Annotated in this window: 29 protein-coding genes and 1 tRNA gene; 15 read left to right on the forward strand and 15 right to left on the reverse strand. The window is 73.0% G+C overall.

Annotation, left to right across the window (positions count from 1 at the left end):
* Nucleotides 1-2: 2 nt before the first annotated feature.
* From ABUL08_RS22385 to ABUL08_RS22405, 5 genes are read right to left on the reverse strand one after another with little or no spacing between them, the layout of a single operon-like run.
* Complete coding sequence (locus ABUL08_RS22385; RefSeq protein WP_350931928.1) at nt 3-1,355, reverse strand: ATP-binding protein; 1,353 nt, start codon at nt 1,353-1,355, stop codon at nt 3-5.
* Entirely contained in the window at nt 1,352-2,365 is a 1,014-nt protein-coding gene (locus ABUL08_RS22390) for a SpoIIE family protein phosphatase (protein ID WP_350931929.1), read from the reverse strand. Before ABUL08_RS22390 ends, ABUL08_RS22385 begins: the two co-directional genes overlap by 4 nt.
* Nucleotides 2,362-2,781, reverse strand: coding sequence for an ATP-binding protein (locus ABUL08_RS22395; protein WP_350931930.1), 420 nt, complete (start codon nt 2,779-2,781; stop codon nt 2,362-2,364). Before ABUL08_RS22395 ends, ABUL08_RS22390 begins: the two co-directional genes overlap by 4 nt.
* Nucleotides 2,778-3,188, reverse strand: coding sequence for an STAS domain-containing protein (locus ABUL08_RS22400; RefSeq protein WP_350931931.1), 411 nt, complete (start codon nt 3,186-3,188; stop codon nt 2,778-2,780). Before ABUL08_RS22400 ends, ABUL08_RS22395 begins: the two co-directional genes overlap by 4 nt.
* Nucleotides 3,188-4,048 (reverse strand): STAS domain-containing protein, encoded by an 861-nt coding sequence (locus tag ABUL08_RS22405; RefSeq protein ID WP_350931932.1) that lies wholly within the window; start codon nt 4,046-4,048, stop codon nt 3,188-3,190. Before ABUL08_RS22405 ends, ABUL08_RS22400 begins: the two co-directional genes overlap by 1 nt.
* 161 nt (nt 4,049-4,209) lie before the next feature.
* On the opposite strand from ABUL08_RS22405, the gene ABUL08_RS22410 reads away from it, so the two are divergent.
* Nucleotides 4,210-4,566: an STAS domain-containing protein gene (locus ABUL08_RS22410; RefSeq protein ID WP_088976933.1), complete on the forward strand. Its 357-nt coding sequence runs from the start codon at nt 4,210-4,212 to the stop codon at nt 4,564-4,566.
* Nucleotides 4,567-4,575: 9 nt separating this feature from the next.
* Here ABUL08_RS22410 and ABUL08_RS22415 read toward each other — a convergent pair whose 3' ends face one another.
* Nucleotides 4,576-5,880, reverse strand: coding sequence for a CynX/NimT family MFS transporter (locus tag ABUL08_RS22415; protein WP_350931933.1), 1,305 nt, complete (start codon nt 5,878-5,880; stop codon nt 4,576-4,578).
* A gap of 49 nt (nt 5,881-5,929) precedes the next feature.
* On the opposite strand from ABUL08_RS22415, the gene ABUL08_RS22420 reads away from it, so the two are divergent.
* From ABUL08_RS22420 to ABUL08_RS22445, 6 genes are all read left to right on the forward strand, one after another.
* The gene (locus ABUL08_RS22420) at nt 5,930-6,613 is read left to right on the forward strand and encodes a FadR/GntR family transcriptional regulator (protein ID WP_350931934.1); all 684 of its coding nucleotides are present in this window, start codon (nt 5,930-5,932) and stop codon (nt 6,611-6,613) included.
* 39 nt (nt 6,614-6,652) lie between these two features.
* Nucleotides 6,653-7,126, forward strand: coding sequence for a large conductance mechanosensitive channel protein MscL (gene mscL / locus ABUL08_RS22425; protein ID WP_350931935.1), 474 nt, complete (start codon nt 6,653-6,655; stop codon nt 7,124-7,126).
* A gap of 80 nt (nt 7,127-7,206) precedes the next feature.
* The gene (locus ABUL08_RS22430) at nt 7,207-7,455 is read left to right on the forward strand and encodes a hypothetical protein (RefSeq protein WP_350931936.1); all 249 of its coding nucleotides are present in this window, start codon (nt 7,207-7,209) and stop codon (nt 7,453-7,455) included.
* 29 nt (nt 7,456-7,484) lie between these two features.
* Nucleotides 7,485-7,859, forward strand: coding sequence for a hypothetical protein (locus ABUL08_RS22435; protein ID WP_350931937.1), 375 nt, complete (start codon nt 7,485-7,487; stop codon nt 7,857-7,859).
* 93 nt (nt 7,860-7,952) lie between these two features.
* Nucleotides 7,953-8,336: a hypothetical protein gene (locus ABUL08_RS22440; RefSeq protein WP_350931938.1), complete on the forward strand. Its 384-nt coding sequence runs from the start codon at nt 7,953-7,955 to the stop codon at nt 8,334-8,336.
* A gap of 41 nt (nt 8,337-8,377) precedes the next feature.
* The gene (locus ABUL08_RS22445) at nt 8,378-8,650 is read left to right on the forward strand and encodes a hypothetical protein (protein ID WP_350931939.1); all 273 of its coding nucleotides are present in this window, start codon (nt 8,378-8,380) and stop codon (nt 8,648-8,650) included.
* A 2-nt stretch (nt 8,651-8,652) separates the two neighbouring features.
* Here ABUL08_RS22445 and ABUL08_RS22450 read toward each other — a convergent pair whose 3' ends face one another.
* Nucleotides 8,653-9,864 carry a benzoate/H(+) symporter BenE family transporter gene (locus ABUL08_RS22450; protein ID WP_350931940.1) on the reverse strand — a complete coding sequence of 404 codons (1,212 nt, stop codon included), beginning with the start codon at nt 9,862-9,864 and terminating at the stop codon, nt 8,653-8,655.
* A 143-nt stretch (nt 9,865-10,007) separates the two neighbouring features.
* Between ABUL08_RS22450 and ABUL08_RS22455 the strand changes: the two genes are divergently transcribed.
* Nucleotides 10,008-10,475: a helix-turn-helix domain-containing protein gene (locus tag ABUL08_RS22455; RefSeq protein ID WP_350931941.1), complete on the forward strand. Its 468-nt coding sequence runs from the start codon at nt 10,008-10,010 to the stop codon at nt 10,473-10,475.
* 129 nt (nt 10,476-10,604) lie between these two features.
* On the opposite strand, the gene ABUL08_RS22460 is transcribed toward ABUL08_RS22455, so the two are convergent.
* A complete protein-coding gene (locus ABUL08_RS22460) occupies nt 10,605-11,648 on the reverse strand; it encodes a helix-turn-helix domain-containing protein (RefSeq protein WP_350931942.1) in 1,044 nt (347 codons plus the stop codon).
* A 64-nt stretch (nt 11,649-11,712) separates the two neighbouring features.
* Here ABUL08_RS22460 and ABUL08_RS22465 point away from each other — a divergent pair, with 64 nt between their 5' ends.
* From ABUL08_RS22465 to ABUL08_RS22480, 4 genes are all read left to right on the forward strand, one after another.
* Nucleotides 11,713-12,432, forward strand: coding sequence for a PP2C family protein-serine/threonine phosphatase (locus ABUL08_RS22465; protein WP_350931943.1), 720 nt, complete (start codon nt 11,713-11,715; stop codon nt 12,430-12,432).
* A 56-nt stretch (nt 12,433-12,488) separates the two neighbouring features.
* On the forward strand, nt 12,489-13,685 hold the full coding sequence (locus ABUL08_RS22470) for a GNAT family N-acetyltransferase (protein ID WP_350931944.1): 1,197 nt from the start codon (nt 12,489-12,491) through the stop codon (nt 13,683-13,685).
* Nucleotides 13,686-13,858: 173 nt separating this feature from the next.
* Nucleotides 13,859-14,494 (forward strand): ZIP family metal transporter, encoded by a 636-nt coding sequence (locus ABUL08_RS22475; RefSeq protein ID WP_350931945.1) that lies wholly within the window; start codon nt 13,859-13,861, stop codon nt 14,492-14,494.
* A gap of 393 nt (nt 14,495-14,887) precedes the next feature.
* Nucleotides 14,888-16,078 carry a hypothetical protein gene (locus ABUL08_RS22480; RefSeq protein ID WP_350931946.1) on the forward strand — a complete coding sequence of 397 codons (1,191 nt, stop codon included), beginning with the start codon at nt 14,888-14,890 and terminating at the stop codon, nt 16,076-16,078.
* A gap of 16 nt (nt 16,079-16,094) precedes the next feature.
* Here the strand turns inward: ABUL08_RS22480 and ABUL08_RS22485 are convergent, their stop codons facing one another.
* The 5 genes from ABUL08_RS22485 to ABUL08_RS22505 form a co-directional block, all read right to left on the reverse strand.
* The gene (locus tag ABUL08_RS22485) at nt 16,095-17,177 is read right to left on the reverse strand and encodes an NAD-dependent epimerase/dehydratase family protein (protein WP_350931947.1); all 1,083 of its coding nucleotides are present in this window, start codon (nt 17,175-17,177) and stop codon (nt 16,095-16,097) included.
* Nucleotides 17,178-17,222: 45 nt separating this feature from the next.
* The gene (locus ABUL08_RS22490; protein WP_350931948.1) at nt 17,223-17,522 is read right to left on the reverse strand and encodes a hypothetical protein; all 300 of its coding nucleotides are present in this window, start codon (nt 17,520-17,522) and stop codon (nt 17,223-17,225) included.
* 66 nt (nt 17,523-17,588) lie between these two features.
* On the reverse strand, nt 17,589-18,452 hold the full coding sequence (locus ABUL08_RS22495; RefSeq protein ID WP_350931949.1) for a hypothetical protein: 864 nt from the start codon (nt 18,450-18,452) through the stop codon (nt 17,589-17,591).
* Nucleotides 18,453-18,487: 35 nt separating this feature from the next.
* On the reverse strand, nt 18,488-19,135 hold the full coding sequence (locus ABUL08_RS22500) for a response regulator transcription factor (RefSeq protein WP_350931950.1): 648 nt from the start codon (nt 19,133-19,135) through the stop codon (nt 18,488-18,490).
* Nucleotides 19,123-20,412 (reverse strand): sensor histidine kinase, encoded by a 1,290-nt coding sequence (locus ABUL08_RS22505; RefSeq protein ID WP_350931951.1) that lies wholly within the window; start codon nt 20,410-20,412, stop codon nt 19,123-19,125. Before ABUL08_RS22505 ends, ABUL08_RS22500 begins: the two co-directional genes overlap by 13 nt.
* A gap of 198 nt (nt 20,413-20,610) precedes the next feature.
* Between ABUL08_RS22505 and ABUL08_RS22510 the strand changes: the two genes are divergently transcribed.
* The 3 genes from ABUL08_RS22510 to ABUL08_RS22520 all read left to right on the forward strand — a co-directional run bounded on the left by ABUL08_RS22510 (nt 20,611) and on the right by ABUL08_RS22520 (nt 21,836).
* Nucleotides 20,611-20,682, forward strand: a tRNA-Lys gene (locus tag ABUL08_RS22510).
* Between the two features lie 205 nt (nt 20,683-20,887).
* Nucleotides 20,888-21,274 (forward strand): Rv0361 family membrane protein, encoded by a 387-nt coding sequence (locus tag ABUL08_RS22515; protein ID WP_350931952.1) that lies wholly within the window; start codon nt 20,888-20,890, stop codon nt 21,272-21,274.
* A 73-nt stretch (nt 21,275-21,347) separates the two neighbouring features.
* Nucleotides 21,348-21,836 carry a hypothetical protein gene (locus ABUL08_RS22520; RefSeq protein ID WP_350931953.1) on the forward strand — a complete coding sequence of 163 codons (489 nt, stop codon included), beginning with the start codon at nt 21,348-21,350 and terminating at the stop codon, nt 21,834-21,836.
* On the opposite strand, the gene ABUL08_RS22525 is transcribed toward ABUL08_RS22520, so the two are convergent.
* Together ABUL08_RS22525 and ABUL08_RS22530 are read right to left on the reverse strand one after the other, a co-directional pair.
* Nucleotides 21,800-22,165 carry a hypothetical protein gene (locus ABUL08_RS22525; RefSeq protein ID WP_350931954.1) on the reverse strand — a complete coding sequence of 122 codons (366 nt, stop codon included), beginning with the start codon at nt 22,163-22,165 and terminating at the stop codon, nt 21,800-21,802. The genes ABUL08_RS22520 and ABUL08_RS22525 overlap by 37 nt on opposite strands.
* A gap of 299 nt (nt 22,166-22,464) precedes the next feature.
* A complete protein-coding gene (locus ABUL08_RS22530) occupies nt 22,465-23,016 on the reverse strand; it encodes an SMI1/KNR4 family protein (protein ID WP_350931955.1) in 552 nt (183 codons plus the stop codon).
* Between the last annotated feature and the right edge of the window lie 25 nt (nt 23,017-23,041).

The following is a 23,041-nucleotide window of genomic DNA, read 5'->3' on the forward strand; positions in this document are numbered from 1 at the left end:
CGTCACGCTCCGCCCACGGGGAGGGAGATGGTGAAGGTGCTGCCCCGACCGGGTTCGCTGGACAGCTCCAGCGTCCCACCGAGGATCGTCACCAGCCGCCGCGCGTACGGCAGGCCCAGGCCGGTGCCGCCGACCCGGGTCGTCCCGGGGACCTGGTAGAACTCCTCGAAGACCCGCTCGTGCAGCTCGGGCGGGATCCCCACGCCGGTGTCCGAGACGGACAGCGACCAGCGGTCACCGACCCGTTCGGCACTCAGCCGCACCTCGCCCTGCTCGGTGAACTTGAGCCCGTTGTGCAGCAGGTTGCGCAGCACCTGGGCGAGCAGCACCTCGTCGGAGCGGACCAGGGCCGGGGTCGGTGGCTCCTCCACCACCAGCTCCACCTGCGGCCGGGTGGCCAACGCCCGGAGCGTGCCCCGCAGCTGCCCGTAGAGCGCCCGCAGGTCCACCTCGGCCCAGTTCGGCTCGATCCGGCCGGACTCGGCCTTCGCCAGGTCCAACAGCTCGTTGACCAGGCCGAGCAGATCCGACGCCGAGGAGCGGATCAGCCCCACCTGGCGGGCCTGCTCGGCGGTGAGCGGGTCGGAGGCGGAGTCGGCGAGCAGCCGGCCCAGGCCGATGATCGCGGTCACCGGGGCGCGCAGCTCGTGACTGACGTTCGCCAGGAACCGGCTCTTCGACTCGCTGGCCGCCCGGAGCTGTGCGGACTTCTCGTCCAGCTCGGCATAGAGGGCGACCACCCCGCGGTTGGTCTCCTCCAGCTCCTCGGTGAGCTGGTTGTAGAGCGCCATCACCCCGCGGTTGGTCTCCTGGAGTTCCTCGTTGAGGACCGCCAGCTCGTCGCGCTGACTGCGTACCTCGTCGAGGGCGGCGATGAGCTGGCCGTTCTGCGAGGCCAGCTCGTCCAGGGCGCTGCCGGGCGCGCTCCGGCCCAGCTCCTCGCGGAGTTCGGCGAGCCGCTCCGGGGTCAGCGCCTGTGCGTTGGCCGGGACACGTCGGGACATCCTCACGACCGTATCCCCCTCCTCCTGCACGACGCCGAGCATGTCCACCAGACGTGCCACCGCGCCGGACTGCGGTTGGTAACGACCGTCCTCCAACGGCCGCACCGGCGTGAGGTCCACCTGGAGCGCGGGCCGTCCGGCCGGCCCCGCCGCGACGGCGAAGGTGACGTCCGCGCCGTTCGACGAGTGAAGCAGGTCCCGGGCCACCTCGCTGAGTGCGGTGGCGATCCGGACCTGATCCTGGTGCTCCAGGCCGACCGCCGCGGCGACCTCCCGGCCCCGCTGCCGGACCACGAAGATGTCCTGCTCGACCCGGAGCGCCATCTGGAGCAGCACCGCCGGCCCGGTCATGGCTCCGCCCGGGCGACCAGGACGCAGGCGTCGTCGCGACGGACCCCGGCGTCCCGCAGCAGGGTGGCGGCCACCACCAGGGGGGCCCGTCCGGTCAGTCCCGGATAGTCGGCGAGGTCCCAGCGGTCGACCACCCCGTCGCTGTGCATGACGAGGGTGGTGCCCAGCGGGAAGGGATAGTCGTACTCCCGCACGTTGGGGCGCTGGTGCCCGGCGATGCCGGGCAGCGAGACCATGCCCCGCCGTCGTTCGCCTTCGGCCACCGTCATGGCGGCGATGTTGCCCAGCCCGGAGAATCGCAGCAGACCCGACCCGGAATCCAGCTCGGCCACGGCCAGCGCGGCACCCCGGGTGTGCGACATGGCGTTGTGCAGGTGCCGCACGACGATGCCCGGTGAGCCGGCCGGCGCGGACCGGAAGGCGGTGAGCGCGGCCTCGGTGGCGGCGTTCGCCAACGGCCCGTGCCCGAGCCCGTCACAGACCAGCACCTGGCGTCGCCCGTCGGCGACCCGGACGGCGTAGCCGTCGCCGCTGACCTGCTCACCGGTGATCGGCCGGGTCAGCGCGGCGGCCCAGGACGGCTCCGGCGGCGGGCCCGACCAGACCTGCACCGCGAAGACGGTGCCCCGACCGGGCAGCGAGTAGCTGTCGAACCAGCTCGTCTGCCGGGCGATCGCGCCGAGGCCGATGCCGAGGGTGCCGGTGGTGGAGTGTCCGTCCCGGGACGAGACGGTCAGGTCGGCCATGCCGGGGCCGGAGTCGACGGCGACCAGTTCCACCCCGGCCCGCCCGGCCCGGCGTACGGGTCGCAGCAGCACGGTGCCTTCCTGGGCGTGCTTGACCAGGTTGCTGGTGATCTCGGCGGTGACGATGGCCAGGTCGGCGATGCGCGGGCCGCCCAGCTCCAGCTGGGCACCGAGCCGTTCGGCCGCCCGGCGTACGCCACTGGCGGCGCTGCCGTTCTCGACCCGGAACCAGAGGCCGGCATCCGTCACGGCCTCGTCGCTCATCGGGACCACTTGGTGATGGTGATCCGCGTGCCCTTGCCCGGCTCGGTCCAGATGTCGAAGTCGTCCACCAGTCGACGGGCCCCGCTCAGCCCGAGCCCGAGGCCGCCGCCGGTGGTGTACCCGTCGGTGAGGGCCAGGTCGAGGTCGGGGATGCCGGGGCCGGAGTCGGCGAAGACGATCCGTACGCCCCGACGGCGGCCGTCCTCGGCGGTGGTCACCTCGGCGCTGCCGCCGCCCCCGTAGATCAGGGTGTTGCGGGCCAGTTCGCTCGCCGCGGTGACCAGCTTGGTCTGGTCGACCAGGGACAGCTTGGCGGAGACCGCGGCGGCCCGCACGAGCTGCCGCACCCGGACGACGTCCTCGTCGCTGCGGATCGTCTGGGTCTGCGGCACGCCCAGGACGACGTCGGTGGTCATGACGTGGCCGTCGTCTCGGCGTCCTCGTCGCCGCCGACCTCGTCCCACTCGTCGTCCCGGGACGCCGCGACCAGCTCCATGCCGCGTTCGACGTTCAGCGCGGTCCGGATGCCGTTGAGCGACAGGCCCAGCTCGACGAGGGTGATGGCGACGGCGGGGCGCATCCCGACCACCACGGTCTCGGCGTCCAGCACCTTGGAGATGGACGCGATGGTGGAGAGCATCCGACCGACGAACGAGTCGACGATGTCCAGCGCCGTGATGTCGATGATCACGCCGTGGCAGCCGGTGGCGACGATCCGCTCGGCCAGATCATCCTGGAGGGTCACGGCCGTCTGGTCGGACATGTCGACCTGGATGGAGACCAGCAGGATGTCGCCGATCTTGAGGATCGGCACCCGCTCCATCAGGACTCCCGGCGCGCGTGGCGGCGGGTGGTCTCGACCCCGGTCAGCCGCAGCACGTGACGCAGCGCGTCGGCGAGGCTGGCCTTGGTGGCGATGTCACCGAACTCGATGCCGAGGGCGACGATGGTCTGGGCGATCTGCGGCCGGATGCCGGAGATGATGCAGTCGGCACCCATCAGCCGGGCGGCCACCACAGTCTTGAGGATGTGCTGGGCGACCTGGGTGTCGACGGCCGGTACGCCGGTGATGTCGATGATCGCGTACGGCGAGCCGGTCTCGACCAGGGTCTGGAGCAGCCGCTCCATCACCACCTGGGCGCGGGCCGAGTCGAGCGTGCCGACCAGCGGGACGGCGACGACGCCCTCCCAGAGCTTCACCACCGGGGTGGAGAGCTCCAGCAGCTGCTCGGCCTGGTCGGCGATCAGGCTCTCCCGGGTCTGCACGAAGCTCTCGAAGGTGAAGAGGCCCATCTGGTCGATCAGCGCCGACCAGGCGATGTAGTCGCGGAGGCTGGCCGCGGACCCGTCCTGCTCGATCAGCTCCAGCAGCGCGTCCTTGAGCGCGAGGACGCTGATCGCGGTCTCGGTGGCGGTGAAGCCCTGCCGGGCGCGACCGCGGGAGAGTTCGGAGAGCACGGCGCGCAGCTCGCCACCCTGCTCGGAGCCGAGGTTGGTGAGGCCGGCACCGCCCGCGTCGGTCATCGCGCGGTGCAGCTCGCGCACCTGACGGCCGAGTTCCGCCCGGCTGAGCCGGCCGCGCAGCGAGGTGGCGACGATCTCCGTCCAGCGCTCGGTCAGCCGGTCGGCGTGCTGGTTCAGCAGATCGGCCAGTCGGCCGCTCTCCTCGGTGCTCAACGGCATCGTGACCTCCCTGGACTTCGAACCGGCCGGACTCTATCACCGGCCCCCGACCATATATTTGCCCGACCGCAAACAATGATCGTGGCCACCCGTACGGGCTCCCGTTCTGCATAGCACCCCGATCGTGGGATACCGTTCCACCGAACACAGGAGGTCGGCGAATGTCCCTGACGGTGCACACGGAACAGCGCGGCGACGTGGTCGTCGTGTCGGTCGCTGGCGAGCTGGACATGGCGACGGCGCCGCAGTTGCAGGACCAGATCACGGATCTGCTGGACAAGGGGCGCAGCCGCCTCGTCTTCGACCTGGCGAACGTGTCGTTCTGCGACTCGACCGGGCTGTCCGTGTTCGTCCGCGCCAAGAACAGCTGCGACGAGGCCGGCGGCGTGGTCCGGCTGGCCGCCCCGCAGCGTGGCGTGCTGCGCATCCTCGAGGTCAGCGGCCTGGTCGAGGTGCTGCACACCTACCCGACGGTGGAGCAGGCCGTCGCGGGCGATCCGACGCCGGCTTCTTCCTGACCCAGCCGATCAGCGCTCGTCCTCGATGTAGCGGGGACGAGCGATCGCCATGCCCGCGGCGGTCTGCACGGCCAGCGCCCCCAGCAGGAACCCGATCGGTGCGGTCCAGCCGCCGGTGGCCTCATAGAGGATGCCGACCAGCAGCGGGCCGAGCGCAGCGATGACGTACCCGGTGCTCTGCGCGAAGGCGGAGAGCGCCACGGTGCCCTCGGCCGTCCGCGCGCGCAGCCCGATCGTGGTCAGGATCAGCGGGAACGCGCCCTGACCGAGGGCGAGCAGCAGCACCCACAGCGGGGCGAGGCCGTGCGGGGCGAGGGCCAGGCCGACGTACGCGGCCGTGGAGAAGGCGGTCAGCGAGAGCACCAGCTGCCGTAGCGTGCGCAGCCGGCCGGCCAGCGTGGGCATGGTCAGCGCCACCGGCACGCCGAGCGCGGTCACCCCGGCGAGGAGCAGTCCGGCGGCCTCCGGGCGGTAGCCGGCGTCCCGGAAGAGCTGGGCCAGCCAGCCCATGATCGCGTACCCGCTGAGCGACTGTGCCCCGAAGTAGACCGCCATCGCCCAGCCGAGCCGGGTCCGCCCGGGCCGGACCCGCGCCGGGGTCGCGACGGCCACCGTCGGGGTCGCCGCCCGCCGGGCGGCCCGGGCCCGCAGCGCCAGCGGCACCCACGGGAGTACGGCCAGCGCGGCCAGCCCGGCCCAGACGCCGAGCCCGGCCCGCCAGGAGCCGAAGGCGTGCGCGATCGGCACGGCCGACGCGGCGGCCACCGTGGTGCCGATGGTCAGCGACATCGTGTACGCCCCGGTGACCAGCCCGGTACGGCGCGGGAAGTGCTGCTTGACCAGCATCGGCAGCAGGATGTTGGCGACCGCGATGCCGGCCAGCGCCAGCGCGCTGGTGAGCACGAAGACCAGCGTCGAGTCGGTGACCACCCGGAGCACCTGCCCGACGGTGAGCGCGAGCATCGCCACCACCAGGACGCGGGCCGGCGCGTACCGGCGGACCAGCCACGGGGTGAGCGCGCCGAGGCCGGCGAAGGCGATGGTGGGCAGGGTGGTGACGAGGCCGGCCATCGTGCCGGAGAGGCCGAGACCGCCGCGTACCTCGTCCAGCAGGGCACCGAGGCTGGTCACCGCGGCCCGCAGGTTCAGCGCCACCAGCAGCATGCCGACCAGCACCAGCGCGCCTCCGGCGGCCGGCGTGGTGGCGCCCCGCGCCGGTACGGCGGCCGGGGCGGGGCCGGGCGTCACGTCGGCGGTGAGCACGGCCGGATCGACGGGGGCGGGGGCCTCGGCGCAGGTGGGTGGCGGGGTCATGACCTCGAACCTACAATCATGGGATGAATTTCGGCAGGAGGTGTAACCGGTGACACCCGCCGTCGACTCCGTCGCCGTGCCGCCGCGCGGGCACCGGGTCCGCGAGACGATCGCCCAGCTCAGGGAGCGCATCCTCGGCGGCGAGTGGCCGGTCGGCGGGCGCATCCCCACCGAGCCGCAGCTCGTCGCCGCGCTCGGGGTGGGCCGCAACACGGTCCGCGAGGCGGTCCGCGCGCTGGTGCACGCCGGGGTGCTGGAGTGCCGGCAGGGCTCCGGCACGTACGTGGTGTCGACCGACGAGCTGGCGCCGGTGGTGGCCCGCCGGGTCGCCGACGACCGGATGGCCGAGGTGGTCGAGGTCCGGCGCGCCTTCGAGGTGGAGGCCGCGCGGCTGGCCGCGCTGCGGCGTACGCCCGGGGACCTGGCGGCGCTCGACGGCGCGCTCGCCGCCCGGGAGGCCGCCTGGCGGTCGGGCCGGGTGGCCGACTTCGTGGAGGCCGACGCGGCGCTGCACACGGCGGTGGTGGCCGCCGCCCACAACGGCATGCTCGCCGAGCTCTACGCCTCGGTCGGCGCGGCGCTGCGCGGCACCGTCGCCCAGGCCATGGGGGACGCCCTGACCCCCGAGCGGTACGTCGACCATGGTCGACTCGTCGACGCGATCCGGGCCGGCGATCCGGCCCGGGCGGCGATCGAGGCCGGTGCGTTTCTGGAACCGCCGCCCGAGGCATAGGTTGTGCCGGACGCAGAATCGGACAGCACGGGAGTACGGATGCTCAAGGGCTTCAAAGACTTCATCATGCGCGGCAACGTCGTCGACCTGGCGGTCGGTGTCGTCATCGGTGCCGCGTTCACGGGCGTGGTCACCCAGCTCACCAAGTCGTTCCTGGAACCGCTGGTCCGGGTGATCATCGTCCTGATCACCGGCAACCCCAAGGGCATCAGCGGCTCGACCCCGTCGTACCGGGGCATCCCGTTCGACTGGGTGGCCTTCATCAACGCGGTGATCACCTTCCTGCTCACCGCGGCGGCGCTGTACTTCCTGGTCGTCTACCCGATGAACCGGCTCGCCGAGCGGCGCAAGCGGGGCGAGGAGCCGCCGCCCGCGGCGCCGAGCGAGGAGGTCAAGCTGCTCACCGAGATCCGCGACGCGCTCGTGGCGGGCGGGCAGTCGATCCCGGCGCAGCAGCGCGGCGCGCTGGACGACGTGCTGGGTCGCCGGCACGAGCCGCCGGCCACCCGCTGACGGAGCACCAGCACACCGGCCCCTGTGGGATTCCCACAGGGGCCGACCCGTGTCGTACACATGTTCGATAGAGTCCGCCCATGGAACAGCGAAAGCACTGGTGGAACGGGAAATGGGGACGGCTGGCCCGGCGGGACGTCTTCCTCCGGGCGGACGCGGACCGCTGGCACGTGGAGCAGCGGGCCGGCGGCGCCGAGGGGGTCTCCCAGTTCTACGAGTACGACAGCGTGGAGGAGGCCGAGGAGACCGTCCGGGCGCTGCTGGAGGGGCCGGACACCTGGCGCGAGCTCTCCCCCCGCCCACCGGGCGGCTGGACCCCGACCGTTTAGCCCCGGGGCGACCCGGGAACCGCGCCTGAATGAACCAGCAGGGTACGCAGCAGGCCGTCATCTCCCGGGTCACCACCGGCATGCGGGTGGTCGACGCGACCGGCGCGGAGGTCGGCACCGTCGACCTGGTCCAGCGCGGCGACCCGACGGCGGTGACCGTGCAGGGCCCGCCGACCGCCGACCCGGGCAGCAGCCTCGACGAGCTGATCGCCTCGACCGCCGTCGAGGAGCCCGACGTACCGGCCGACCTGGCCGCCCGGCTGCTGCACAGCGGCTACCTGAAGGTCTCCACCGAACTGGCCCGCACCGGCGCGGTCTACGTCCTCGCCGACCGCATCACCACCGTCACCGACCACGAGGTACGCCTCGACGTCCCCGCCGCCGACCTCCCCGAGCAGGAGTAGCCGGCCGGGCGGAACCTCGCCGGAACCCGAGGGCCGCCCGACGCGTCGGATCGGCGAGCGCCGCACCCGGCGGCGGTACGGACGGGGGTTCCGATGCGGAGAACAGTTCTGCCGGTGACGGCGATGGTGCTGGCGGCGGCCCTGGCGGGTTGCCAGGGCGCGGATCCGGTGGCCGGGCCTGGCACCCCGCCCCCGTCGACCGCCCGGGCCGCCGCGTACCCGGTCCGGGAACTGCCGTTCACGCTCTACACGCACTGCGGCGTCAACGAGGTCAGCATCGAGGGCCGGTGGTACGACGCCGTCGCGCCGCTCTCCGACGGCAACGGCAACCCACCGCCGGACTGGGACCACCTGTTCCAGGAGGGCACGATGCGGCTGACCTCGCCCACCGAGGCGGAGTTCCACGACTCCGCCGGGCACGTCGTCACGTTCCGGCTCCGCCCCGGCGCCACCGAACCGCGGATGATCTGCGCCTGACCGGGGCCCCTACCCCGGCCAGGCACTCTAGGGTGGCTCGCATGTGGATGGTTATCGGAGAGCAGCACGGCACGCCGGCCGACCCCGACGAGCGGGCCGCCCAGTTCGCGCACATGGCCGAGGTGACCCGGCAGAGCCCCGGCTTCGTGCGCGGCTGGTGGGGCGCGGACGACGACGACCAGAGCCTCGGCCACGCCCTGGTCATCCTCGACTCGCTGGAGAACGCCCGCGGGCTGCGTCGGATGGTCGAGGAGAACGTCACCGGCGTACGCCTGCGGATCATGGAGATCGGCGTGGCCGTACCGGCGTCCTGACCTCAGCGGACGGTCAGCGGCCGCTCGTCGGGGGCCGCCGCCCGGTCGGACGGCGCCTCGGCGGCCGGTCGGCGGCGGCGGAACAGCAGCAGCATCAGCCAGCCCGCGAGCAGCCCCCAGAAGGCCCCGCCGACGCCGAGCAGGCTCACCCCGGACGCGGTGACCACCAGGGTGACCACGGCTGCCTCCCGGGTGTCCGGCGCGGCGACGGCGGCCGACACCGCGCCGGCCAGCGCGGCGAGCAGGGCGAGCCCGGCCACCGCCTCGACCAGGATCGGCGGGGAGAGCAGCACCAGGGCGGTCGCCGCGCCCGCGCCGAGGCCGAGCAGGGCCATCCCGATCCCGGCGGTGACCGAGGCGATCCAGCGGCGGTCGGGGTCCGGGTGGGCGTCCGGGCCGGCAGCCAGCGCGGCGGTGATCGCGGCGAGGTTCACCGCGTGCCCGCCGGCCGGTGCGCCGAGCGCGCTGGCGAGCCCGGTGACCCGGAGCGCGGAGCCGAGCGGCGCGCGGTAGCCGTAGCCGGCGAGCACGGCCATCCCGGGGACGTTCTGCGCGGCCATGGTGACCAGGAAGAGCGGCAGGGCGAGCCCGACGACGGCGGAGACCGTCCAGGCCGGCGCGGTGAGTTCCACGACCGGCGCCAGGTGTACGCGGCCGGGGGCGGGAGCGGTCAGCGCGATGCCGACCGCCGCGACGGCGAGGGCGGCGGGTACGGCCCAGCGACGGGCGAAGCGGTGCAGGAGCAGCCAGGTGACCACCACCGGCCCGGCGAGGCGGGGCACCTCCACCAGTGCCCGGACGGGCGCGGTGCAGAGCGGCAGGAGCACCCCGGCGAGCATGGCGCTGGCGAGCGGCGCGGGGATCGCGGCGACCGCCCGACCGAGCGCCGGGACCAGCCCCGCCGTCACGATCAGCAGGCCGGTGACGAGGAACGCGCCGACGGCGGCCGGCCAGCCGCCGGGCACCGGACCGGTGGCGACCAGCAGCGCCGCCCCGGGGGTGGACCAGGCGATGGCCATCGGCAGCCGGTGTCGCAGCCCCAGCCAGACGGCACAGAGCCCGGCGGCCACGCAGAGCACGAGCAGCCCGGAGGCGGCCTGCGCGTCGCTGGCGCCGACCGCGCGCAGGCCGGCGAGGACCACGGTGAACGAGCTGGCGAAGCCCACCAGCGCCGTCACCACGCCGGCCAGCACCGGTTGCAGTCGCCCCGCCATCCGTTCCCCCCACCGCCCGGCCGTTCCGTTTACGGAACGACGACGTGTAGCACCATAGCGGCATGGCGACGCCCTCCACAGCTCCGGACCCAGCCCTCGGGACGGTCGGCCCCCGGATCCGCGCGCTCCGCGAGGAGCGGGGCATGTCGCTGTCCACCCTGGCCCGGCTCGCCGGCGTCGGGAAGGCCACCCTCTCCGGCCTGGAGAACGGCACCCGCAACCCCACCCTGGAGACCCTGTACGCCGTCACCGCCCAGCTCGGCGTGCCGCTCACCGCCGTGCTCTCCGGCCCGGCCGAGACGCCGACCGTGCGGGGCGCGGCGGTCGGCGCCACCCTGCTGGAGGTCTTCTCCGACACCGACGCGACCTACGAGCTCTACCGGATGCGGGTCAGCCCCGGCCCGGCGCAGCTCTCCCCCGCGCACCAGCCCGGCGTCACCGAACACGTCACCGTCTTCTCCGGGGTGCTGCGCGCCGGCCCGGTGGACGCCCCGCTGACCGCCGGCCCCGGCGGCTATCTGCGCTGGAACTCCGACGTGCCGCACAGCTACGCCGCCGTCGGCGACGAACAGGTCCGCGCCAGCCTGCTGCTGCGCTACCCGCGCCGCTGACCGCCGCCCCGCCGGTCAGCGCGGCGCGATGATTCATCGATGTAATCAAGTTCGTAGTCACCATGAGGACCGACCGGAGGGTGGACGCCGACACCGGAGCCGGAGCGCCGGCGGCCAGGCCGTGGCCGCTCAGCCGGGCGGCGCGGCCACCGGCAGCCGATGGCGTACGGCCCAGAGGGCGGCCTCGGTGCGGGACGCCGAGCCGGTCTTGCGGAGCAGGTTCGACACGTGCACGGTGACCGTACGCACCGAGATGCCGAGCGCCCGCGCCGCCTGCTTGTTCGACATCCCGGCGACCAGACAGCCGAGCACCTCGATCTCCCGGCCGGTCAGCTCGGCGTCCGGCGGGGTCGCCGGGCGGGGCACCGCCGGGCGCAGGTGCCCCAGCAGGTGCGCCGGCAGCGGCTCGTGCAGCAGGCCGTCCGGGCCCCGGCCGGCGTGCGCGGCGAGCAGCTCGGTCAACGCGTACGGGTTGCCGCCGGTGCGCCGCCAGACGGCGGTGACCACCGGCTCGGCGGGGCGGCTGCCGTCGTACACCTGGGTCAGCACCTCGGCCACCTCGGCGGGGGTGAGCGGGGCGAGATGCTGGCGCACGGCGCCGCGTACCCCGCAGAGGCGCGCCAGGACGCGGACCGCGAGGTCCGGCGCCACCGCGTCGGCCGGCGGCCGGGTCGCCACCACCAGCAGGGCCGGCAGCTGCGGGGTGACGGCCAGCTCGCAGAGCAGGTTGAGGCTCGCCGGGTCGAGGGCGTGCAGGTCCTCCACCACCAGCACCGCCGGGCCCGCGCCGACCAGCAACCGCACGGTACGCACGGCGAGTCGCAGCAGGGTGCCCGGTGCGTAGCGTTCGCGCGGCGCGGTCGGCTGCTGGGCGAGCCACGCCAGCGCGTCGGGCGGCAGATCCAGATCGGTGGTGTCCCGACCGCTGAGCACCGCCGCCAACCAGTCGTACGGGGCCGGGTCGTGCATCCGCGCGGCCCCCGCCAGCAGCACGGCGGGACGCGGCGCGAAGCGCTCCAGAGCGGCCCCGACCAGCAGAGACTTCCCCACCCCGGCGGCCCCGGTGATCACCGTGACGGCTGCCGAGGGGCGGCCGCCGGCGGTCACGGTGGACCACGCCCGGTCGAGCTCGGCAAGCTCGCCGGCGCGCCCGACCATGGACACCGGCAACATTTCTCACACCCTACGCAGTAGTGCGTAGAGACGGCGGCAGGGTCTTCTTGGCAAGCTTGTCCCCATGACGCTGATCCTCCGCTCCGCCATCCTCAACGATGTCGGCCTCGTCCGGACCAACAACGAGGACTCCGCCCTCGCCGGTGACCGCCTGGTGGCGGTGGCCGACGGCATGGGCGGGCTGCCCGCCGGCGAGGTGGCGAGCGAGATCGTCATCCGCATCCTGGACGAGCTGACCCCGCCGACCGTGCCGGACGAGGCCGCCGACGCGCTGCGCGCCGTGGTGAGCACCGCCAACCAGCGGATCCGCGCGGCCATCACCGTGGACCCGGCCCGCGACGGCATGGGTACGACGCTGACCGCCGCCCTGCTCGCCGGGGACACCCTGGTCCTCGCCCAGGTCGGTGACTCCCGCTGCTATCTGCTGCGCGACGGGGAACTGACCCAGCTCACCCGGGACGACACCTTCGTCCAGGCGCTGGTCGACCAGGGGGCGCTCTCCCCCGACCAGGCCCGGCACCACCCGCAGCGGTCGCTGGTGACCCGGGCCGTGCAGGGCTCCGACGCGCCCCCGGCGGTCGGCGTGCTCACCGTCTTCCCCGGCGACCGGCTGCTGCTGTGCAGCGACGGCCTCTCCGACTACGTGGAGGACAGCGCCATCGCCGCCGCCCTCGGCACGTACGGCGACCGCCAGCAGTGCGGGGAGCAGTTGGTCAAGCTCGCGCACCAGGCCGGCGCGCCGGACAACGTGACCGTCGTCGTCTCCGACCTGACGACGGCCTGACGGACCGAACCCGCCGATCGAGTTGCGGGGGTCCACGGGGCGGGTTGGGATGGGGAATGCCCATCCGCCGGTTGACCGCCCGGGACCGCCTCACCACCAGCTTCCCGCTCCAGGCGTACGCCTTCGAGGCGTCGCCGCTGTCGGCGTCCCGGGTGAAGGAGTTCCGCGGCTACCTGCCCTACAACGCGGGCAACCGGACGCTGGTCGCCGACGAGGCCGGTACGCCGGTGGCCGCCGCCTCGGCGATCCCGATGCGGCAGAACCTGCGCGGTCGGGTGCTGCCGATGGCCGGTGTCGCCGGGGTGGCCACCCATCCGCTGGCCCGGCGGCGCGGGCACGTCCGGACGCTGCTGCACCAGCTCCTCGACGAGGTGCGCGACGAGGGGCACCGGCTGACCGCGCTGCACCCGTTCCGGGCGTCCTTCTACGAGCGGTTCGGCTATGTCGGGCTGCCCCGGCCCCGGACGGCGGTCTTCTCCCCGGCCGACCTGGCCCCGCTGCTCGCCGCCGACCTGCCGGACGAGCTGGGTTGGGAGCAGATCGGCACGGGCTACCAGACGTGGCGCGCGTTCACCGAACGCTGCCTGGCCGACCGGCACGGGTTCGCGGTCTTCCCCGACTTCCGGGCCGTCGGGCTGCGGGACCGGGACGACCGCTGGCTGGTCACCGCCGTCCGCGACGGCTACACGGTCGGCGCGGTCACCTACCGGATCGACGACCACGGGGGTGAGCTGATCGCCGACGACCTGCTCGCCACCGACCCGTACGCGCGGGCCTCGCTGCTGCAGTTCTTCGCCCGGCACGTCGACCAGGTGGCCACGATCCGGGTGCAGTTGCCCGCCGACGAGCTGCCCGAGCTGTGGCTCACCGACCTGGCGGTGCACGTCGAGGCCCGGATCTCCCGGCCCGGTTCGCCGGCGCCGATGGCCCGGCTGCTGTCGCTGGACGCGCTGGCCGGCCTGCCCGCCGGGGCGGGACGGGTCGTCGTGGAGCTGGTCGGCGACCGTTGGCTGGCCGGCCGGCACCTGCTCGACGGGGCCACCGGGCACCTGGAGCTGGTCGACGCGGCCTCCGCCGGGGGCGGCGTACCGACCGCGACGCTGACCGCGGCCGGGCTCTCCGCCCTGGCGTACGGGGTGCTCGACCCGGCGGAGGTGGCCATCCGGGGACTGGGCGAGGTGCCCGTGGACGCGGCGGCGGAGCTGCGCCGGATCTTCCCCCGCGAACTGCCCTACCTCTTCGCCGACTTCTGAGCCGGTCTCCTTTTTCACAGTCCGGTTTTCCGATGGGGGCCTCGGGTACGGTCCTGCGAATGCCGGAATGGTTGCAAGCTGGTGCCTGGGGCCTGTTGGCCGGTTCCGCCCTGTTGATCGGGGCCGTCGCCGGATACTTCACCCGAATACCTCGCAAGATCATTGCGTCGATCATGGCCTTCGGCGCGGGCGTGCTGCTTTCCGCCGTCTCGTTCGAGCTGATCGCCGAGGCGCACGAGCAGGGCGGCCTGCTGCCCACCGCGATCGGCGCGGCGGTCGGCGCGCTCACGTACACCGGGGCGAACGTCCTGCTGGCCCGGCGCGGCGCCCGGCACCGTAAGCGCTCCAGCGACGTACAACCCTCCGAACAGGAGCAGCCCGGCTCCGGCAGCGCGATCGCCGTCGGCGCGCTCCTCGACGGCATCCCCGAGTCGGTGGTGATCGGCGCGAGCCTGCTCACCGGCGGCCCGGTCAGCCTGGTCACCGTGATCGCGGTCTTCCTGAGCAACGTGCCGGAGGGCCTCTCCAGCGCCGCCGGCATGCGCCTGGCCGGCCGCACCAAGCAGTACGTCTTCCTGCTCTGGACGGCGATCGCCCTGATCAGCGGCGCGGCGGCGCTGGCCGGCTACACGCTGCTGGGCGGGGCCCCGCCGGAGGTGCTGGCCACCATCACCGCGCTGGCGGCGGGCGCGATCCTCGCGATGATCACCGACACCATGGTCCCGGAGGCGTTCGACGACGCCCACCTCCTGGTCGGCCTGATCACCGTCCTGGGCTTCCTGGTCGCCTTCGCCCTCTCCCACACCTGACCCACCCCTCCCTCCGCGCCCCCACCCCCGGCGCGCACCCCTCCTCCCTGACCCACCCCTCCCCTCCGCGCCCCCACCCCCGGCGCGCGCCCCTCTTCCCTGACCCACCCCTCCCCTCCGCGCCCCCACCCCCGGCGCGCGTCTTCCCTGACCCACGCCGACCTGACGCCCCGCCACACCTCGTCCGCGCACTTTCCGGGAAACAGTTGCCTCCCGACCCCGATGAGGCCCCTCTTTCCCGGAAAGTGCGGGACGCACCCCGGGCGGGACGGCGGACGCGGGGCGGGGCGGGGTGTTCGGGGTGGGGGAGGTGGGCGGGGGCGGGGGTTAGGGGTGGGTTAAGAATCGGGCGGGGATTCGTGCCGGGGCGGGTGCGGCTCCTAGCATCGGCGGGTGCGTGTGAAGTCCCTTGTGGCCCTGCTCGTCCTCGGCACGGCGACCGCCACCCTGCCCGCCTGCGGTTCGGCGAGCCCCGACGCGGCTCGCCCGGCGACCGTGCCGGCCGCCGACGCCGGGCGCTCCACCGGCCCGGCTGCCACTGCGGGCGGTACCCCGTCGGGCACCCCGGACGCCCGGACCGGGTTCGGCACCCCGAAGCCGAGCGCGTCCGCGAAGCCGTCGGCGGGGGCGGTGCTGAAGGCCGGCAACCCGGACGGGCACGCGCCGGTGCCGGCCGAGGCGCGGGCGGTCGACACCTCGCACCCGACCCGTACGGTGGGCACCGGCACCGCCGCGAGCTGCACCTCCGCCGCCGTGGTGAAGGCCGTCGCGGCCGGCGGGATCATCACCTTCGACTGCGGCCCGGCCCCGGTGACCATCCGGATGACCGCCACCGCGAAGATCCGTAACGCCAACGGGCCACGGATCGTGCTGGACGGCGGCGGCAAGGTCACCCTGAGCGGCGGCGGCCAGCGGCGGATCCTCTACATGAACACCTGCGACAGCGCGCAGGGCTGGACCACCTCGCACTGCCAGAACCAGGACAGCCCCCAGCTCACCGTGCAGAACCTGACCTTCGCCGACGGCAACTCCACCGGTGACACCACGGAGGGCGGCGGGGGCGGGGCGATCTTCGTCCGGGGCGGCCGGTTCAAGGTGGTCAACTCGCGCTTCGTCGGCAACCGCTGTGACCGGACCGGGCAGGACCTCGGCGGTGGCGCGCTCCGCGTGCTCAGCCAGTACGACAACAAGCCGGTCTATGTGGTGGGCAGCACCTTCACCGGCGGGGTCTGCTCCAACGGCGCGGCGACCAGCAGCATCGGCGTCTCGTGGACGATCCTGAACAGCGTCTTCCGGCAGAACAAGGCGGTCGGCGCGGGCGCGAACCCGGCCCGCGCCGGCACCCCGGGCGGCGGCAGCGGCGGCGCGGTCTACTGCGACGGGAACGAGTTCGCCGTCCGCGTCGCCGGCACGATCATCGAGGACAACCACGCCAACGAGGGCGGCGGCGCGATCTTCTTCGTGAGCAACAACCGCACCGGCACCCTGCAGATCGACGACTCGACGCTGCGCAGCAACCCCAGCGACGGCTTCGAGACCAAGGGCCACCCCGGCATCTTCTTCCTCGGCGCCCGGCTGAGCTGACCGCACGCCCCCGGCGTCAGTAGGGGTTGCCGTCGCCCGGGGTGCGCGCCTTGAGGAGGCCGCCGGGGCGACCGGGCAGGTCGTCGTCGGTGGACATCGGCGGACCGTCGGTGCCCTCGCCGTGCGCCATGCCGGCGAAGAGTTCCTTCAGCGCGGTGAGCGCGTCGATCCGGGGCGTCCAGCCCAGCTCGGTCTCGGCGCGCGCGCTGGACATCAGCGGCGCGTTCAGGCCCAGCTCGACCCAACCGGCGTCGACCGGTTGCAGCCGCGCCCGCCAGGTCAGCGCCGCCGCGATCCGCAGCACCGGGGCGGCCACCGGCACCGTCCAGCCGCGGAAGTGCCGGGCCACCAGCTCCGGGGTCAGCACCGGGTCCGCGGCGATGTTGAAGGCGCCGCGCGCCTCACCCAGGACCGCTTTCGCGTACGCGTCGGCGACGTCGTCGGCGTGCACGGCCTGCATCCGCAGCCGGCGGTTGGCGGGTACGAGCGGGATCCGCCCGTAGCGGAGCAGCCGGACCGGGGCCAGTGGCCCGAGGAAGTAGCGGGTGATCTCCGTGCCGGCGTCCCGCTGGAAGATCAGTCCGGGGCGCAGCCGGACCACCCGCAGCTCCGGGTGCTCCCCCTCGACCGTGTCGAGCAGCGCCTCCACCTCGGCCTTGTCCCGGCTGTACGACGATCCGGGCACCCCCGTGGCCGGCCACCGCTCGCTGATCGGGTGGTCCTTGGGCCCGGGCGCGTACGTGCCGACCGACGAGGCGTACACGAGGGCCGGGACCTTGGCGCGGAGCACCGCGTCGATCACCGCCCGGCTGCCGCCGACGTTGGTCCGGTGCAGGGTGCGCTGGTCGTGGCTGGGCTGGATCTGCCAGGCGAGGTGCACGACCGCCCGCGCCCCCGCGAAGATCGCGGCGAGCTTCTCCACCGCGCCCGGCGCCCCCACGTCGCACGAGTGCCACTCCACCCCGTCGTACGGCGCTCCGGCGTCGGGGCCGGGCAGCCGTCGGGCCACGCCGACGAGTTCGGCACCGCTCTCCTGGCGCAGCCGGCGCAGCAGCGCCGTCCCCACGTTGCCGCTGGCTCCGACGATCACGATCCGCATACCGGCTGCGGTACCCGCTGAACCGGACTCCAATCGCGGTACCGGTCAGGGGCGGGGCGCGTGCCGTACCCAGTTCTTCTCGTCGCGGCGGCGGCCCTGACTGGCGGCCAGGCAGCGCGGGCAGACCCAGCCCTCCGGGTCGGCCGCGGTGAGCACGTCGGTCGACGAGTAGTCGAACGGCACGTGGGGGAAGCGGCGCAGTCGGGTGCGGCTGAGCTGCAGCCCGCAGACGGTCTGGTTCTGCCCGGGCAGCCAGGCGTGCACCTCGCCACCCGGCCGCCGTACCCCGTCCTCGCCCGCGACCTCGCTCGACGCCGCCACCGCAGGCGTACTGCTGATCCTCATGCCCTTTCCGTTCCCCGCGCCGTCCACGCCATGCCCGCTCGGGCCGCTCCGTGGCCCGACGACGCCTCACCACCCCCCGTCGAAGAAGGCCAGGAGGGCCGGTGCCGGGTCCGCCGCGGTGAGCGTGTTCGCGACCAGGACGACGATCACCGGCAGCGACGACAGGGCCGAGAGGACAGCGAACGACCTCAGCACCCGCCTCGCCCGCCGGTCGGACGTCCCCGTCCTCGCGGCCCTCCTCCACAACACCCCGCTCAGGATGATGAGGGCGACCGCCACGACGGCGGCGATCACGGCCATCGCCGCGTGGTACCGGGCAAAGTCGTTGATCATCGCTTCCACGGCTGGGGTGGTGCCACCACCGCGCTGCTGCGAGTCGGCCAGTCGCTGCCGGGCCTGGGTCAGCGCCGCCACGGTCGGACCCTCCGTCGCCCCGTCCGCGAGCATCGGCAACAGCGAGGCCCAGGGCGCCGCCGCCCCCTGGATGTTGGCCATCACCATCGCCAACGAGACCGGGGCGAGCATCGCGACCAGAGCACCGGCCGCGGCGAGGCCGACTCTCCTGCCCGCCCCGGCACCGCCCGCCCGCACGAAGGCCGTCCAGAGCTGCACGCCGAGGGTCACGAGCACGATCAGCAGGACCGCAGCGATCGCGGCCTTGGTGACGTGGTAACGGAACCAGTAGTCGACCACCCGGTCGAGGCCGGGGGTCAGCTTCCGGTCGCCGGAACGCCAGTATTCGACGAACGACTCGCGCAGGGCTGCGGTGAGCCGGCGCTTGTCGGCAAGGTCAGCGCTCGTCCCGTCCGCCGCCAGGCTGGGCGGGGCGACGACGAAGGCGCCGATGAGGACGGCCGCCAGGACGGCGAGCGCGGTGAGCGCGCGATCGGAGACACCTGTCGACCTCGACGCGACTGCGGGCATGTTCACGAAGACTCCTCCGAGTCGATCAGATGGCTCCCCGCTCACCGCTGACCCCGCAGGTACGCGAGGACGGCGAGGACCCGGCGGTTCGTGTCGTCGCTGACCGGGAGGTGCAGCTTGGCCAGGAGGTTGCCGATGTGCTTGCCCACACCCGCCTCGGTCAGCACGAGGATGCGGGCGATCGCCGCGTTCGAGTGGCCTTCGGCGACCAGCGCCAGCACCTCGCGTTCGCGGGACGACAGTTGGTCGAGCGGGTCCCGGCCGCGCAGCATCAGCTGGCGTACCACCTCGGGATCGACCACCGTTCCTCCGTCGGCCACCCGTCGCAGCATGTCGGCGAACTCGGCGACGTCGGCCACGCGGTCCTTGAGCAGGTAGCCGATGGCGCGGCCCTGGCCCGAGGCGAGCAGTTCGCTGGCGTAGCTGTGCTGCACGTACTGACTCAGGGCCACCACCGCGAGGCCGGGGTGGGCCGCACGCAGGGCCACCGCCGCCCGCAGACCCTCGTCGGTGAAGTCCGGTGGCATCCGCACATCGGTGATGACCAGCTCGGGCGTTGTCTCCGCCACGGCCGCCACCAGCGCGTCGGCGTCACCGACCGCGGCGACGACATCGAAGCCGAACCGGGTCAGGAGCCCGACCAGCCCTTCACGGAGCAGAACGGAGTCCTCCGCGATCACGACACGCACGGCAACTCCACTCGCAGGATCGTCGGCCCGCCGGGCGGGCTCGAGATGAGCAACCGACCTCCGGCTGCGGCCGCCCGGTCGGCGAGCCCCGTGAGCCCCGATCCGCGCGACGGGTCGGCGCCGCCGCGCCCGTTGTCGGTGACCTGGACCGTCAGCAGGTCTGCGGATCGCCGGACGGTGACGGCGACCTCGGTGGCGGCGGCATGCTTCACCGCGTTGGCGAGGGCCTCTGACACCGCGGCGAAGGCGACCGTCTCCACCGCGGGGGTGAACCGGTCCGAGTCGGCATCCACGCCCACCCGGAGCGGACTGCCGGCAGCCAGTTCCTCGACCGCGGCCCGCAGCCCCAGCTCGCGCAGCGTCCGCGGGCTGATGCCCCGGATCAGGTCGCGCAGCTCCACCATCAGCGCCTTGGCGTGCTCGTGCGCGGAGGCCACCGCGCCTGCGGCAGGCGAGTCGTCGGGCAGGTCGAGCCTGGCGAGACCGAGTTGCATGGTCAGGCTCACCAACCGCTGCTGGGCGACGTCATGCAGGTCGCGCTCGATGCGGTGCCGCTCGGCGTCGAACGCGTCGGCCAACCGTGCCCGGGACCGGGTCACCTCGACCAGTTCGGTCGCGGCCGGGTCGGGTTCGCTGCACAGCAGCAACCGAGCGAGAGCGGCGTGCGCGCCACCGAACGCCGAGCACAGATAGAGCACGACGGGGATCAACACCACCCCCAGCGCGGCACGCCCGGCCGCGCTGCCCATCGACTCCATGCTGACCAGGCGATGATGCACCGCAAACGGTGTGGAGACGACGAGCAGGCCGGCGAGGGCAAGCACACCGAGCCACACCGGCGCGACAGCCGCCAGGAGCAGCAGGTAGGCCGTCGCGCGCCAGGTGGCCGGATCGGTGTACAGGCTGCCCCGACGCCGCGAGAGTGCCGGAGCGTCGTCCGCCAGCCGCAACCGCCACCGCTCCGCGCCAGCGACCGCCAGGGCCAGTCGCGGACCCACGAGTGCGAGCAGACCGACACCGATCAGGCCGAGCACGGCGGCGACCAGCACGTAGCTGCCGGCCCACCGGAAGGGCGCCTCCTCACCCGCCCTTGGCCCCGCCAAGCGCAGCACCTCGACGGCCAGGGCAAGGGGAGCCAGCAGGAAGGAGAGCAGCAGCCAGAGCACGCCCACCGCCACTGCCGTGGTCGCGGTGTAGGCGACCCCACGCCAGGGCCACGCCGACCGGAGGAACCGGGGGCGCGTCACCGCCCTGAGCAGCGTGGTTGTCGACGTCATGCGCTCAAGCTAGCCAAGGGTGACCGGCACGTACCAGGACGCTGGATCGAGTCCTCTGGTAGTGCCAGCCATACCTCAGCTTCCTGGGCGCACCTGGACCGACTGCGCTGATCTCGGGATTACCCGCGGCAGCGTGTGGTGGGGCATCGACGGCGGCGGGAAGCCCCGATCCGGCGGGTTCCGGTAACCTGAGCGGGCGGGCCGCTAGCTCAATGGCAGAGCTGTGGACTTTTAATCCATAGGTTCAGGGTTCGAGTCCCTGGCGGCCCACTCTTTCGTAGCTCAGCGGCCCCTTGTGAGGCCGGTGGAGTCGCGATCATGGGCGATACAGCTGCCAGGGCGGAGATGCGGATCAGTTTCGACGGGATCCGGCCGTTCGGGTGGCATCGAGGGTTTCTCGCTTCGCCTACCGTCACTACCTGTGACCGACCCGTACCAGGTGCCCTAACCGCCGAAACGGCGGACGCTGCGCACCGTGTTGATCGTCGTCGGGGTAGTCGTGGTGCTGTGCTGCGGTGGCGCCGGCATCGGCGGCTTCTTCCTTTACAAGGGGATCAAGAGCGCTACAGCCTCGGCGCAGCAGGCTGCCGAGTCGTTCGTGAGCGATCTGGAAGCCGACGATGCGGACGCGGCGTACGGGCTGCTGTGCAGCGACACGCGCGGCAGGTACACGAGGGACACGTTCACCCAGGGCATCGCCAAGCAGCCGAAGATCCGCGGCCATGAGATCAACGGCGTCAACGGCCGCACGTCGGCGACGGTGAACATGGGCCTCACACCGGACAGCGGCTCCACCGACCGGCACGTATTCGTCCTGGTGAAGGAGGATGGATCCTGGAAGGTGTGCGGCCAGCCGTACTGAGCCCTTGGGAGCCGTGTCAGGAAGCCGCCACTGACCTACGTCGATGCCACGAGCGGCCATAGGTTGCGTGGACATGAGACTGAAACTCGCCCTTGCCGTCGTAACCGCGGCGCTCGCATCCGTCATCGTCCTCCCGGCCGCCGCCCAGGCCGCACCGGACAGCCTGGCCTGCGCCGCGGCCGGCAGCTACAGCAAGGTCGTCGACGGCACGCCGACGACCTTCTGGCTGGTCGGCTCCGTGAGCACCTATCGGTACTGGCACGTCGTCGACGCCACCTCCGACAACTACCAGCGCAGCTACGTCGTGCGGTGCAGCGGCGAAACGGTCGTCACCGCCACGGATCTGGCGGTGACCGCCACCGGCGGTGATCGATGCGGCAGCACCTCCACCACCCAGTTCCAGTACGTCGGCGCGCGGACCGGCCTCGAGCCGAATCCGGGCTGGCCAGGGTTCTACCTGGAGTACGAGTACCACTACTGGCACGTGAAGCGCTGGGTCTGGTCCGGATTCTTCGGTTACTGGACCTACGACCACTCAGAACTCGCCCGCTGCCTGATCTGAGGCGGGTTGTTGAGCGCCGCCTGGACAACGGGCTTCCACCGGGCAGCGAAGGCGTCGGCGAATCGCTCGTGGTCCGATCGCCGCCGTATGGCGTCCACCTTCCGGGCGCGGTGTTGCAGCAGATGATGGCCCAGCTCGTGCAGCAGTACGTCGAAGCGCATGAAGTCCCGCAGCCGTGCCGCCTCGCCTGCCGGTTGTTCGTACAGGAAGATCTCGCCCGGTGCTCTGGTCCTGCCGTAGACCACCGACCCGGGGTCGAAGTCCTCGGTCTGCCGCAACTCGATGACGCGTAGCCCGTACCAGGCGGAGGGCCCGATCGCCTCCAGCACCTCACGAAGGTCAGGTCCGCTCGCCGGATGCACGAATCCAGGTGGCGTCGCGTGGACGTGGATACGCACCTGGTCTGGCGACGAAGCGCGACGGAGCGCCTGGCGCCACCGGGGGTCTGTCCGCAGGCTTCGGCTCACATGGCACATGGTCGGCGGCCACCCGAGCGGGCAACAACCGATTTCACCACGGAACCCACGTCTCCTCCGGGGCAGCGGAGAGGGGCTCGTGCAGCGAAGGACAGCAGTAGCCGCCTACAGACCTGATGACGTGACGGACTCCTGGCGAGCGGCGCAGTCGGTCACCTGGCGGCCCGGTCCCTGGCCTCCGGCCAGGGTGGCATCTCGTCGAGGTCCTCGCCCTCCTCGGCCTTCACCCACCATCCGGTGTCGTTGACATAGTGCTCGAACCACGCCGCCAGGCTGGGAGAATCGACCCACCAGGCCGCATCCGGGTCGCCGGGATTGGGTTCGAAGAGCAGGACGGTCCCCTGCTCGCTCCGGCAGTCCACGCACGCGCACATGCCGCAGCCCCAGTCCAGGATCGGAAGGACACCTTCCGGCCAGGCCCACTCGGTGCCCGCCTCGCCGGCCCGGGTGTCGAGGTAGGCGTCGACGGCCTGCTCGGAGGTGGGTCCATCGGTCAGGCTGAGCAGTTGGTAGTCGGGACCGAAGCCTCCGTTCGCGAAGTCCCGATAGACCGCTGCCAGTAACGGGTGCAGGTGGAACCCGAGTCGCTCCTCCGCACTGCTGATCTGCTTCTGGGTGAGTGGAGCGGGCAGGCCGGCGGCAGGCGGCTCGTCCTCGCGGGCCCGCGCGGCGATGCGGGCCAGGAGTTCGGTGTAGTCGGTCACGAGAGGCGATCATGCCGTAGAGGGA

Origin of the sequence: Micromonospora sp. CCTCC AA 2012012 (assembly GCF_040499845.1) — a bacterium.
Classification (GTDB): Bacteria; Actinomycetota; Actinomycetes; order Mycobacteriales; family Micromonosporaceae; genus Micromonospora; species Micromonospora mangrovi.